General features: G+C 68.6%; 10 protein-coding genes. 5 read left to right on the top strand and 5 right to left on the bottom strand.

Annotation, left to right across the window (positions count from 1 at the left end; genetic code table 11):
- The first annotated feature begins 5 nt into the window (after positions 1–5).
- A complete protein-coding gene (locus LGY53_RS22820; RefSeq protein WP_225728725.1) occupies positions 6–1,490 on the top strand; it encodes an RNB domain-containing ribonuclease in 1,485 nt (494 codons plus the stop codon).
- On the opposite strand, the gene LGY53_RS22815 is transcribed toward LGY53_RS22820, so the two are convergent.
- From LGY53_RS22815 to panB, 5 genes are all read right to left on the bottom strand, one after another.
- Positions 1,487–2,365: a CHAD domain-containing protein gene (locus LGY53_RS22815; protein WP_225728724.1), complete on the bottom strand. Its 879-nt coding sequence runs from the start codon at positions 2,363–2,365 to the stop codon at positions 1,487–1,489. The two genes, LGY53_RS22820 and LGY53_RS22815, sit on opposite strands and share 4 nt — an antisense overlap.
- Before the next feature lie 2 nt (positions 2,366–2,367).
- Positions 2,368–3,330 (bottom strand): prolyl aminopeptidase, encoded by a 963-nt coding sequence (gene pip, locus LGY53_RS22810; RefSeq protein WP_225728723.1) that lies wholly within the window; start codon positions 3,328–3,330, stop codon positions 2,368–2,370.
- Positions 3,330–3,695 (bottom strand): hypothetical protein, encoded by a 366-nt coding sequence (locus tag LGY53_RS22805; RefSeq protein ID WP_225728722.1) that lies wholly within the window; start codon positions 3,693–3,695, stop codon positions 3,330–3,332. Before LGY53_RS22805 ends, pip begins: the two co-directional genes overlap by 1 nt.
- 144 nt (positions 3,696–3,839) lie before the next feature.
- On the bottom strand, positions 3,840–4,691 hold the full coding sequence (locus tag LGY53_RS22800; protein ID WP_225728721.1) for a phosphotransferase: 852 nt from the start codon (positions 4,689–4,691) through the stop codon (positions 3,840–3,842).
- A gap of 3 nt (positions 4,692–4,694) precedes the next feature.
- On the bottom strand, positions 4,695–5,564 hold the full coding sequence (gene panB / locus LGY53_RS22795) for a 3-methyl-2-oxobutanoate hydroxymethyltransferase (RefSeq protein WP_225728893.1): 870 nt from the start codon (positions 5,562–5,564) through the stop codon (positions 4,695–4,697).
- Between the two features lie 145 nt (positions 5,565–5,709).
- Here panB and LGY53_RS22790 point away from each other — a divergent pair, with 145 nt between their 5' ends.
- The 4 genes from LGY53_RS22790 to LGY53_RS22775 all read left to right on the top strand — a co-directional run bounded on the left by LGY53_RS22790 (position 5,710) and on the right by LGY53_RS22775 (position 12,769).
- Positions 5,710–7,227 (top strand): alpha/beta hydrolase, encoded by a 1,518-nt coding sequence (locus tag LGY53_RS22790; RefSeq protein ID WP_225728720.1) that lies wholly within the window; start codon positions 5,710–5,712, stop codon positions 7,225–7,227.
- A gap of 68 nt (positions 7,228–7,295) precedes the next feature.
- Positions 7,296–8,636: a glutamine synthetase family protein gene (locus LGY53_RS22785; RefSeq protein ID WP_167473740.1), complete on the top strand. Its 1,341-nt coding sequence runs from the start codon at positions 7,296–7,298 to the stop codon at positions 8,634–8,636.
- 101 nt (positions 8,637–8,737) lie between these two features.
- Positions 8,738–11,749: a bifunctional [glutamine synthetase] adenylyltransferase/[glutamine synthetase]-adenylyl-L-tyrosine phosphorylase gene (locus LGY53_RS22780; protein WP_225728719.1), complete on the top strand. Its 3,012-nt coding sequence runs from the start codon at positions 8,738–8,740 to the stop codon at positions 11,747–11,749.
- Between the two features lie 72 nt (positions 11,750–11,821).
- Complete coding sequence (locus tag LGY53_RS22775) at positions 11,822–12,769, top strand: endonuclease/exonuclease/phosphatase family protein (protein WP_225728718.1); 948 nt, start codon at positions 11,822–11,824, stop codon at positions 12,767–12,769.
- Positions 12,770–12,801 lie beyond the last annotated feature (32 nt).

Below are 12,801 nucleotides of genomic sequence, written 5' to 3'. Positions count from 1 at the left end.
ACTCCGTGGAACTACATCAGCGGATCGTCTCGGCGCCGGTGGATTTCGGCGCCATCCGTTCCGAATTCGGCCTCGCCTCGGCATATCCCGCCGAGGCGAGTGCCGAGGCCCGCGACGCGGTCGACGCGTTCGCGGGCGCCCGGATCGATCGCACGGACATCCCGTTCGTGACGATCGATCCGCCCGGCGCCATGGATCTGGACCAGGCGCTGTATCTCGAACGCACCGGCACCGGATTCCTGCTGCATTACGCGATCGCCGATGTGGGTGCGGTGATCGAACCCGGCGGCGCGCTGGCGAAGGAGTCGGGCGCGCGCGGCCAGACCTACTATCTGCCCGACGGCACGGTGCCGCTGCATCCGCCGGTGCTCTCGGAGGGTTCGGCGAGCCTACTGCCCGATCAGGTGCGCCCGGCCGCGCTGTGGACCATTGAACTCGACGAAAATGCTGAGCCGCAACGGTTTTCGGTGGTACGCGCCACCGTCCGATCGCGGGCCCGGCTCGATTATCAGCGGGTGCAGGCCGCCGTGGACGCCGGGCGGGCGCTGCATCCATCGATCGCGGCCCTGCCGGAATTCGGCAAGCGGCGCATCGAGGCCGGGCTGGCCCGCGGCGCGATCGGTTTGCGGTTGCCCGCGCAGAGCGTGGTGCGCGACGACTCGGCCGAGGGACATTGGCGGCTGGTGGTGGAGCCGCGCACCGCCGCCGACGACTGGAACGAACAGGTTTCGCTGCTCACCGGTATGTGTGCGGCGCGAATCATGTTGGACGGCAACGGTTCCGGTGAGCGCATCGGATTGCTGCGCACCATGCCGCCGCCCGCCGACGCGGCCATCGAATCGATGCGGCGGACCGCGCACGCGCTCGGCGTGCCATGGCCGGACGATCAGCCGGTGGGACGGATGCTGGCCGGGCTGGATCCGAATACCCCTGCGGCGCTTGTCCTCATGTCCGAGGCCACCGGCCTGCTGCGGGGCGCCGGCTACACCGTGCTCACCCACCCCGTCGGCCCCGCCTCCGATCGTGCGCTGGCCGGGGTGGACCCGGATGTGGTGCGGCACAGCGGGATCGGCGCGCCCTACGCGCACGTCACCGCGCCGCTGCGGCGGCTGGCGGATCGATTCGCCACCGAGATCTGTATCGCGCACTGCGCGGGAACCGAAGTGCCGCAATGGGTTCGGGACGGGCTCGGGACCATCACGGAAAGTATGCGGCGCAGCGACGGTTTGGCGGGCAAGGTGGAGCGCGCATGCATCGACCTCACCGAGGCGACGCTGCTCGCCTCCCGCGCGGGCGCCGAATTCGACGCGGTGGTGGTGCGGGAGGCCAACGGCAACCGTCCCGCGGAGATCTTCGTCGCCGATCCGCCGGTGCTCGGCCCGTGCGTCGGCGGGCCACCGGAAGGGGAATCGGTTCGGGTGCGGTTGATTTCGGCCGATCCGACAGCGCGAAAGGTCACCTTCGCCTTTCCCGCGCAGGTACGGGATTAGCGGCCCGACACGAAGGCCGCGGCCGACGGATATCTGGCAAGCGCCTGCCCGGCGGCGAGATCCTCGGCGGCGGCCAGTATTTCGTAGATCGACGCCTCATCCCGCGCATCGGTCCGCTCGGCCGTGGTCAGCAGCGAATCGCGGGATTCGACGGCGTCGCGATGGTCGCCGAGCACGCCCTGCAGCTGTTTGGCCTGGCCGCCCAGCTTCTCGGCGTCGCGGCCGAGCACATGCGCGGCGGCATCGCAGGAATACCGTAACCGCTTGGCGCCCTTGCGGATATCGTGCAGCAGCTCGATGCGCTCGGCGGCCGGAGCACTCGGCTCGGCATAGACCAGCCTGCGCAGCCGTTTCAGATCCTTGCGCAGCACCCGTTCGAAGGCCTCCTCGGCCGGTAGCCCGGCGCGGTCGGGACGCAGCGGCGGCGCGGTGCGCCAAGCCGAGAGTTCGCCGCGCAGTTTGTGATAGCGGCTGCTGTGCAGGACGTCGCGGATCCGGTCGTGCGCCGAGGCGTACCTGGCCCGCTCGGCCTCGACGAGGTCGGCGGTGACATGTTCGATCGGCGCGGATTCCGCCGCACCGGCGGATGTGTTCTCGGCCAGTAGGGTCTCGAAGCGGTCCGCGCGCACCTCCGCGTCGCGCGCGACGCCGAGGACACCGGCCAGCCACTTCAGCTCCTCCTGCACATCGGCGACCGGCGCGGCATCGAAAAGGCTTCGGTACGAGCGCAATACGCTGCGCAGCCGGCGGGTGGCCACCCGCATCTGGTGCACGGAATCGGGTGCGTCGGCGCGCACGTCGGGTTCGGCGGCCAGCAGCCGGTCCACATCGTCGCGCAGTGCCTTGACGATCGCGGATCCGGCCGTGGCTGCCATCGTCAGCTCGCTTCCGCGAATCCGTCGGTGGCCTCGACGAGGCGGTCGACGATGCCGGGTTCGTTGGAGGCGTGCCCGGCGTCGGGCACGATATGCAACACCGACCCGGGCCAGGCCCGATGCAGATCCCATGCGCTGGTCGCCGGGCAGACCACGTCGTAGCGGCCCTGCACGATCACCGCCGGAATGTGCGCGATCTTGCCGATATCGCGCAGCAGCTGCCCCTCCTCGAGAAAGCCGCCGTTGCGGAAATAGTGGTTCTCGATGCGGGCGAAGGCGAGTGCGAACCGCGGTTCGGCGGATTCGCTGACCCGATTCGGTTTGGGCAGCAGCGAACTCGTCGAACCCTCGTAGACGGACCAGGTGATGGCGGCCTCCTGCGCTATCTCCGGGTCGGGGGAGTGCAGCAGGCGGTGGTATGCCTCGATGAGATCGCCGTCGCGCTCGGCGGCGGGTACGGGCGCGAGGTACTTCTCCCACTCGTCGGGGAACAGCGCGGCGATACCGCCGTTGTAGAACCAGTCGAGTTCCTTGCGGCGCAACAGGAATATGCCGCGCAACACCAACTCGGTGACGCGCTCCGGATGGGTTTGCGCGTAGGCCAGGCCCAGCGTGGAACCCCAGGAGCCGCCGAATACCTGCCAGCGCTCGATGCCGAGGTGTTCGCGCAGCAGCTCCATATCGGCGATGAGGTTCTGGGTGTTGTTGGCGTCCAGGCTCGCGCCGTCGGCGATGTGCGGGGTGGATCTGCCGCAGCCGCGCTGGTCGAACAGCACGATCCGGTAGCGCTTCGGATCGAAGAACCGCCGGTGGAACGGTTCGGTGCCGCCGCCGGGGCCGCCGTGCACGAAGATCACCGGTTTACCGGCCGGATTGCCGCTGACCTCCCAATACACCTTCTCGCCCGCGCCGACGTCGAGCATGCCGGTGTCATACGGTTCGAGTTCCGGGTAGAGAATCCGCATCAAAACGCCAATCCCGAGGCCAGGTCCGGGATCTGCAGCGCGTCGATGGCCTGCGCCCGGACATCCGAACAGCTTTTCGTGGTGACCCGATCGATGATCGGTTTATCGGCGAGCACGGCACCGTTGATGGCGCCGTTGCGCAGCGCCCACTCGTGCACCGCCGCGTTCAGGCCGATCTTGCCGAGGGTCGGCCCCTGCACCCGCCAGTTGGACAGCTCCGGACGGATCATGTCGCACAGTTGCGCGGCCGCCTGGTCGGAGATCTCCGGGCCGGCCGGCTTCGACGGGCTCGCCGAGGAGGTCGTCGAGCCGGAGCTGCCGGTCTGCGCGGGATTCGCGGAGTTGCCGCAGGCGGTGACGGTCACCGCGACCAATCCTCCCGCGAATAGCAGCAGGCTACGGGGCATCCAACGGCGTTGCGGCATAGGCACCTCATGCTCGAGTCGTGTTTGTCCGCATCTACTCTGCCACCTTTTCCCGGACGGGTCGCGGGCGAACTTTGGGGATCGTCAGCCGAAGCCGTCGCGAACCTCGTCGAGCAACTCGCGCAGCACCCTGGCCCACTCCGGCGCCGACGCGTCGATCGTGCGCCAGGAATTGAGCACGACCAGCGGGGCGAGGCGATCGGCCAACGCCACCTCGGTGGACGAGACCGGACCGTACTCGCGCCACCGGTCGAGATAGCGGTTCCGGTGCGGACCGCGCAGGGTGCGATGGGACAGGAAGGGGTGGGTGAGCACCGCGTCGCCCCAGTCGAAGATCAGGCCGCGGTCCGCGAACACATTGCCGGTGTGCAGATCGTTGTGTTCGACGCTCAGCCTGCCGAATTCGGCCAGGGCGGCGGCGGATTCGGCGATCCGCGGGCCGAGGCCGGGTATCCGAGATTCGAAGTGCCGATAGACCGTGATCAGTTGTGGCGGCGCGAGATCGGGGATGCCGGTGGCGCGCAGCTCGTCCAGGTGGCTTGCGGCGGCGTGCTGCAGATCGACGTAGGAGTCGATCAGCGCGGCCCATTCGGCCGGGCTGTCGCGGGCCGTCACGCCGCCGTCCGGGCTGAGCAGCCAACCGCGATCGGGTTGAACGGCAAGGGGTTCCAGCACGCTGCCGGGTCGCAGCCGGGCCAGTGCGGACAGCAGCGGACCCTCGTGGGCGAAGGCGCGCGCGTTCGCCTTCACCCACACCTGGCCCGCATCGGTGGGGATGCGGGCCAGCAGCGACCAGTCGCGGCGGCGGATTTCCGTTGCGGGGCCGGTGATTTCGATTCCCAACCGCGCGAGTTCGGTTGCCGCCCAATCGATCAGCGGATCGATCGGTTGGCCGAGCAGCGAAACGGGAGCATTCGCCGCCCGGTCGTCCGTCACGGATCAGAAGGTGTGCTCGGGTCCGGGGAAGACGCCCCGGCGCACCTCGTCGGCGTAAAGTGCCGCCGCGGTACGCAATTCGTCGCCGACATTGCCGAAACGCTTGACGAACCTGGCGGTCTTGCCGCTGGTGTAGCCCGCCATGTCCTGCCAGACCAGCACCTGGGCATCGCAATCCCGGCCTGCGCCGATGCCGACGGTGGGAATGGTGAGCTTGCGGGTGATCTGACCGGCCAACTCGGCCGGAACCATCTCCATCACCACCGAGAACGCACCGGCCTCCTGCACCGCGATGGCGTCGGCGATGAGCTGTTCGGCGGCGTCGCCGCGACCCTGCACCCGGAATCCGCCGAGGGTGTTGACGCTCTGCGGTGTGAAGCCGAGATGCGCCATCACGGGGATGCCTGAGCTGGTGAGCAGCGCGATCTGCTCGGCGACGCGCTCGCCGCCCTCCAGCTTGATCGCGTGCGCCTGGCCTTCCTTCATGAACCGGGTGGCGGTGGCCAGCGCCTGCTGTGCACCGCCTTCATAGGTGCCGAAGGGCAGGTCGGCCACCACCAGCGCATGCGGCGCGCCCCGCACCACGCCGCGGACCAGCGGCAGCAGCTCGTCCACCGTGATCGGCACGGTGGTGTCGTAGCCGTACACCACATTGGCCGCCGAATCGCCGACCAGCAGCACCGGGATACCGGCCTCCTCGAACAGCCGCGCCGAGGAGTAGTCGTAGGCCGTGAGCATGGCCCACTTCTTGCCCGCGGACTTCATCTCCTGCAGGTGCTGCACCCGGGTCTTGCGCCTGGCCGCCTTCGCGGTCGGACCGGCCGTACTGGGCGCAGCGCCGTAAGCAGGGGTTTCCGTATCGGATACGGACATCATCGTCCCTTTCGTCGAATGCCTCGGGGCCCGTAACGGGTCCCCGGGTTTGTCTGACGCATTCAGTCTGCCAGCCCGATGACGGCCGGATTAAGGGCCGTGACCGGTGCTATTGGTCACAGGGGGATGGTGCAATATCTTTGCCATGTCGTCGGTGCGGATGGGTGTGTTCGGGGTCGCGGTGCTGGCGCTGGTCGCGGGTTGTGCGAGCACGGGCGATCCGATGCCGCCCGCACCCGCGGGACTGGAGAAGTTCTACGCGCAGACGGTGCACTGGGGTGATTGCGCCGGATTCACCGACGGTTCGACCCGATTCGCGCCCGCCACCGAATGCGCCCGGGTCGCGGTGCCGATCGACTACGCCGCACCGGACGGCCCGACCGCGCAGATCGCGGTGTCGCGGCTGCGGGCGACCGGCAAGAAGATCGGCTCGCTGCTGATGAATCCGGGCGGGCCGGGTGAGGCGGGGCTGGCGATGTCGGCGCTCGGCGGGCGCACGCCGCTGGCCGAACGTTTCGACCGGGTCGGCTTCGATCCGCGCGGCGTCGGCGCGTCCACCCCGGCGATCCTGTGTCAGACCGCGCAGGAGAACGACGCGGAGCGCAGCGAACCGCCGAAGGACAATTCGCCGCAGGGCATCGCCGATATCGAGGCCGAGAACAAGCGATATGCCGATCGCTGCGTGCAGCGCAGCGGCCTGAATTTCCTGGCCCATGTGGGGACCAAGGAGGTCGCGCAGGATATGGATGTGCTGCGGGCGGTGCTCGGTGATCCGAAACTCACCTATCTCGGCTATTCCTATGGAACCCGGCTCGGTTCGGCGTATGCCGAGAAATTCCCGACGCGGGTGCGGGCGATGGTGCTCGACGGCGCGATCGATCCGACACAGGATCCGGTGGCCGAATCGCTGCGCCAGGCCGCGGGCTTCCAGACCGCCTTCAACGCCTACAGCGCCGACTGCGCCAAACGTGCGGACTGCCCGCTCGGCACCGACCCCGCCGCGGCGACCGCCCGATTCCGGGAACTGCTGAATCCACTGTGGGACAAGCGGGTTCCGACGTCCGACCAGCGCGGGCTCGGCTACGACGACGCCATCACCGGCGTGCGGCAGGCGCTCTACTCCGACGAGCTGTGGCCCGGTCTCACCCTCGGGCTCGCGGAATTGCGCGACGGCCGCGGCGACACCCTGCTGCGGTTCGCCGACATGTATGAGGCGCGTCGCGACGACGGCACCTACAGCAACCGGATCGACGCGTTCAACGCCATCCGCTGCGTCGACGATCCGCGCGTCACCGATCGGGCGGTGGTCGCCAGGCAGGACGCCGATGCGCGGCGCGCCGCGCCGTTCGCCGACGACGGGCGCGGCACCGGCGTCTCGGCGCTGGAGCTGTGCGCCACCTGGCCGGTGCCGAATACCACTGTGCCACACCATATTTCGGCGCCCGGCCTGCCGAAGACGGTGGTGGTGTCGACCACCGAGGATCCGGCGACCCCGTACCAGGCCGGTGTCGACCTGGCCGGGCAGTTGGGGGCCTCGCTCATCACCTACAAGGGGAGCAGGCATACCGTCGCGCTGGTGGCCGGCGAACAATGCGTCGACAGCGCGGTTTTCGACTATCTGGTGTCGCTGAAGGCCCCCGCCCCGAATCTCACATGCGGATGAAACGCGCGGGCGTAATCCGGACTCCGTATGTAACACGGATTTAACGCCGCGCACCTACGCTCGCGGACATGGATCGCCAGAAGGAATTCGTGCTGCGGACGCTCGAAGAGCGGGATATCCGCTTCGTGCGGCTCTGGTTCACCGACGTGCTTGGTTACCTGAAGTCCGTTGCCATCGCCCCCGCGGAACTGGAGGGCGCCTTCGAAGAGGGTATCGGCTTCGACGGATCGGCCATCGAGGGCTTCGCCCGGGTCTCCGAGGCCGATATGGTCGCCCGCCCGGATCCGTCCACCTTCCAGGTGCTGCCGTGGGCCACCAGCAAGGGCCACCAGCACTCCGCGCGGATGTTCTGCGATATCACCATGCCCGACGGCTCCCCGTCCTGGGCCGACCCGCGCCACGTGCTGCGCCGTCAGCTGAACAAGGCGGGCGATGTGGGCTTCAGCTGCTATGTGCATCCGGAGATCGAATTCTTCCTGCTGGAGAACGGTCCGCTGGACGGCTCGCGGCCGACCCCGGCCGATAACGGCGGCTTCTTCGACCAGGCCGTGCACGACGCCGCGCCGAACTTCCGCCGCCACGCCATCGACGCGCTCGAATCGATGGGCATCTCGGTGGAGTTCAGCCACCACGAGGGCGCGCCCGGCCAGCAGGAGATCGACCTACGCTACGCCGACGCGCTGTCCATGGCCGACAACGTGATGACCTTCCGCTACCTGATCAAGGAAGTGGCCATCGACGAGGGTGTGCGCGCGACGTTCATGCCCAAGCCGTTCGCCGAATATCCGGGTTCGGCCATGCATACGCATATGAGCCTGTTCGAGGGTGAGGCGAACGCCTTCCACGATCCGGACGATCCGATCAACCTGTCGGAGACGGCGCGCGCGTTCATCGCGGGCATTCTGGAGCACGCGCCGGAGATCAGCGCGATCACCAACCAGTGGGTGAACTCCTACAAGCGGCTGATCCACGGCGGCGAGGCGCCGACGGCCGCCTCGTGGGGCCGGTCGAACCGGTCGGCGCTGGTCCGGGTGCCGATGTACACGCCGAACAAGTCGTCCTCGCGCCGGGTCGAGATCCGCAGCCCAGATTCCGCGTGCAACCCGTACCTGACCTTCGCGGTGCTGCTCGCGGCCGGTCTGCGCGGTATCGAGAAGGGTTACACGCTGCCGCCGGAGGCCGAGGACGACGTGTGGTCGCTCACCGCCGCCGAGCGGCGCGCCATGGGCTTCCGCGAGCTGCCCGGCACGCTGGACGAGGCGCTGCAGGCGATGGAGCGCTCGGAGCTGGTGGCCGAGACGCTCGGCGAGCACGTCTTCGACTTCTTCCTGCGCAACAAGCGCCGGGAATGGGCCGATTACCGCAGCCAGGTGACGCCGTATGAGCTCAAGGAATACCTGGGGCTTTAAGAGCGGATGCGCATACCGCCCGCCTGGGCGGTATGCGCATAATGTCACAGTTGCGGGTGCCCTGGGCATGTCGTTGGTCAATGACAGGTAATTTGAACTTTATGGTCCGGCCACCGTCTGCCCGCTCCGCTGTTCCAGGTGTCGGTCGACTCGGATTGCTCGAGCCGTCGGCCGCCGATTCGTTACGCGAATTGGCCTGGGACAACGTCGAAAGCGTTCCCGTCCTCTGGGCGCTATCCCGCGCGCCCGACGCCGATCTGGCGCTGAGCACGCTGGTCAAACTGCGGGAAGGACTCGGAACCGACTGGGCGGCCTTGGATTCCGTGCTGCGCACCGATACGTCGTTGCGTGGCAGGCTTTTCGCGCTGCTCGGTTCGTCGAGTGCGTTCGCCGATCATCTCGTCGCCACGCCGAGGTCCTGGGAACTATTGCGGCGCAAGGGTTTGCCGACGCGTGACGAGATATTCGCCGAACTGCTGGACGCGGTGGACGCGGTTCCGGAGAACGGTCCGTACGCGGGGCCCAACCTGTTCCGCGCGACGGTCGCCGGGCCCGAGGCTGTTCCGTTGCTGCGCAAGCGGTATCGCGATCAGCTGATGCTGCTCGCCGCGCTCGACCTGGCGGCCACCGTGGAGAACGAGCCGGTGCTGCCGTATCAGGTGGTCGGCCGCCACCTGACCGACCTGGCCGACGCCGCGCTCACCGCGGCGCTCGCCGTCGCGATCGCGCGGGTGTGCAAGAGTGGGCCGTGCCCGGTGCGGCTCGCGGTGATCGCCATGGGCAAAAGCGGTGCGCGCGAACTCAACTACGTCAGCGATGTCGACGTGGTGTTCGTCGCCGAACCCGCCGACGCCACCGCGACCCGGCTGGCCGCCGAGATGATGAGCGTGGCGAGCGCGGCCTTCTTCGAGGTGGACGCGGCGCTGCGGCCGGAGGGCAAGGCGGGTGCGCTGGTGCGCACGCTGGAATCGCATCTGGCGTACTACCGGCGGTGGGCGCGGACCTGGGAATTCCAGGCACTGCTGAAGAACCGGCCGATGACCGGCGATATCACATTGGGCGAGCAGTACCGCGACGCGATCATGCCGATGGTGTGGGCCGCGTCCGAACGCCCGGACTTCGTCGCCGACGTGCAGGCCATGCGCAGGCGGGTGGAGGATCTGGTGCCCGCCGAATTGCGCGAGCGCGAGCTGAAACTCGGGCACGGTAGCCTGCGCGATGTCGAATTCGCGGTGCAGCTATTGCAATTGGTGCACGGCCGGGTCGACGAGACGCTGCATGTGCAGGGCACCGTCGAGGCGCTCACCGCGCTGGCCGCGGGCGGTTACGTCGGCCGCGACGACGCCGCGAACCTCACCGCCTCCTACGAATTCCTGCGCCTGCTCGAACACCGGTTGCAGTTGCAGCGGTTGAAGAGAACGCACACACTGCCCGCCGCCGACGACGAGGAGGGTATGCGCTGGCTGGCCCGCGCCGCGCATATCCGGCCGGACGGCAGGCAGGATGCGGTCGGCGTGCTCGCCGCCGAGATCCGCCGTAATGCGGTGCGGGTGCGGCGATTACACGCGAAGCTGTTCTACCGGCCGCTGCTGGAATCGGTGGTGCGGCTGGATCCGGACGCGCTGCGGCTCAGCCCCGACGCGGCCGTGCGTCAGCTGGCGGCGCTCGGCTACGCCGCGCCGGAAAACGCGCTCGGGCACCTGAAGGCGCTCACCGGCGGGGTGTCGCGCAAGGGGCGCATACAGGCGCTGCTGCTGCCGACCCTGCTCGAATGGCTCGGCGACACACCGAATCCCGATGCCGGGCTGCTCGCGTATCGCAGGGTGTCCGAGGGTCTCGACGACCAGATCTGGTTCCTGCGCGAACTGCGTGACGAGGGCGCCATCGCGCAGCGGCTGATGATCGTGCTCGGCTCCTCGGAGTACCTGCCGGACCTGCTGATCAACGCGCCCGACACCATCCGCATGTACGCCGACGGACCCGGCGGCCCGCTGCTGCTGAGCCCGCGCCCCGAGGATGTCGCGAGCGGCATCCTCACCGCCGCCGCCCGCTACGAGGATCCGAATCGCGCTGTCGCGGCGGCCCGTTCGCTGCGCAGACACGAACTGGCCCGGGTCGCCTCCGCGGATCTGCTCGGCATGCTCGACGTGCCCGCGGTGTGCGGGGCACTGTCCTCGGTGTGGGTCGCGGTGCTGGAGGCGTCGCTGCAGGCGGTGATCCGGTCCACCGAGGCCGAACTGGGCGCGCAGGCGCCCGCCGATCTCGCGGTGATCGGCATGGGCAGGCTCGGCGGCATGGAACTCGGCTACGGTTCCGACGCCGACGTGCTGTTCGTCTGCGATCCGCGGCCCGGCGAGGACGAGACCAAGGCCGTCAAATGGGCGATCGGCGTCGCCGAGCGGGTGCAGCGGATGCTCGGCGCGCCGAGCACCGATCCGCCGCTGCACGTCGACGCCGGGCTGCGGCCCGAGGGCCGAAACGGTGCGCTGGTCCGGACTTTGGCCGCGTACCAGGCCTATTACGAGCAGTGGGCGCAGCCGTGGGAGGTGCAGGCGCTGCTGCGCGCCCACCAGGTGGCGGGCGATCAGCAGCTCGGGCTGCGCTTCCTGCACGTCATCGACAAGGTGCGCTATCCGGAGGGCGGCGTTTCGGCCGACGCGGTGCGCGAGATCCGCCGGATCAAGGCCCGGGTGGATTCGGAACGCCTGCCGCGCGGGGCGAATCCGGCGACGCACACCAAACTGGGCCGCGGCGGGCTCGCCGATATCGAGTGGACCGTGCAGTTGCTGCAGCTGCGGCACGCGCACGATGTGCCCGCGCTGCACAATACGTCGACGCTGGAATCGCTGGATGTGATCGAGCGGACCGAACTGCTCACCGCCGAGGATGTCGCGCTGCTGCGGGAATCCTGGCTCACCGCGACGAAGGCGCGCAACGCGCTGGTGCTGGTGCGCGGCAAACCGGCCGATCAACTGCCCGGTCCCGGGCGGCTGCTCTCGGCGGTCGCCAAGGTGGCGGGCTGGCCGAACGACGACGGCAGCGAATTCCTGGACAACTACATGCGGGTGACGCGCCGGGCGAAGGCGGTGGTGGAGCGGGTATTCGGCGCGTGAGCCGCGATATCCACACAAGATCGGCACAGCTCGGCCACCGCCGACACATATCGCCCGCTTAGGGTTTCGGGCATGCGAATGTGGTTGCGGCGGTTGATGCTCGGGGCGGGATGGTGCGCGGTCCTCGCGGGAATCGCCGGAATCGCACTGCATTTCGGGTCGGCGCGGCGGCAGTCGACCGTGCTGCTGGCGGCGGGCGCACCGTATCTGATGGCCGCGGCGCTGGCCGGATTCGTATTGTGCGCGACGACGCGTGCCTGGCGCAGCGCGGTGCTCGCCGGTGGGGTGGTGGTGGCCGTTATCGGCACCTGCGTGCCGTGGTTCGTCGCCGACGGCAAGGCGGCCACCGGTATCGCGGTGAATGTCCTGCAATCGAATCTGCGGCACGGCAACGGGGATGCGGAGACGCTGGTGCGTGCCGTGCATGCCGAGTCGGTGGATCTGCTGACCCTGGAAGAACTGACCCAGGCCGAGGTGGACCGGCTGGCCGCGGCGGGTATCGAACAGGTGCTGCCTTACCGATACGTGCAGCCGACGGCGAAAGGCGGTGGCGGCACCGGAATCTACAGCCGTTATCCGTTGCGGGACACCAGGAAATACGACGGCTTCGTGCTGAACAACCTCTCCGCGACGATGGAACACCCTGAGCGCGGCCCGATTTCGGTATTCGCCTTCCACCCGGTACCGCCGACGGCCGATTTCGCGATCTGGCGCACGGAATTGGGACGGATCCGGGAAATCCTCGATGCCGTGCCGGGTCCGGCGATAGTCGGCGCGGATTTCAATGCGACCCGCGATCATTCGCAATTCCGCGACCTACTGACCGGGCGGTTCGCCTCGGCCGCCGATCAAGCCGGTGCGGGTTGGTTGCCGACTTTTCCCGCGGACCGGCGCTGGGGTCCGGTGATCGGCATCGATCACGTGCTCGTCGCGGACGGCAATACGGAAGATATTCGGACACTGACGATTCCGCGTTCGGATCATCGGGCACTGTTGGCGCGGCTGCGGATGACTCGTTGACCCGGCCCGACGCGCCGATTCTGATACGTACA

It is taken from the genome of Nocardia sp. JCM 34519.1 (assembly GCF_020361265.1).
In the GTDB taxonomy this organism is placed as follows: domain Bacteria; phylum Actinomycetota; class Actinomycetes; order Mycobacteriales; family Mycobacteriaceae; genus Nocardia; species Nocardia arthritidis_A.
The sequence above is the reverse complement of the archived record's forward strand: the minus strand, read 5'-3'. Positions and strand labels throughout refer to the sequence as shown.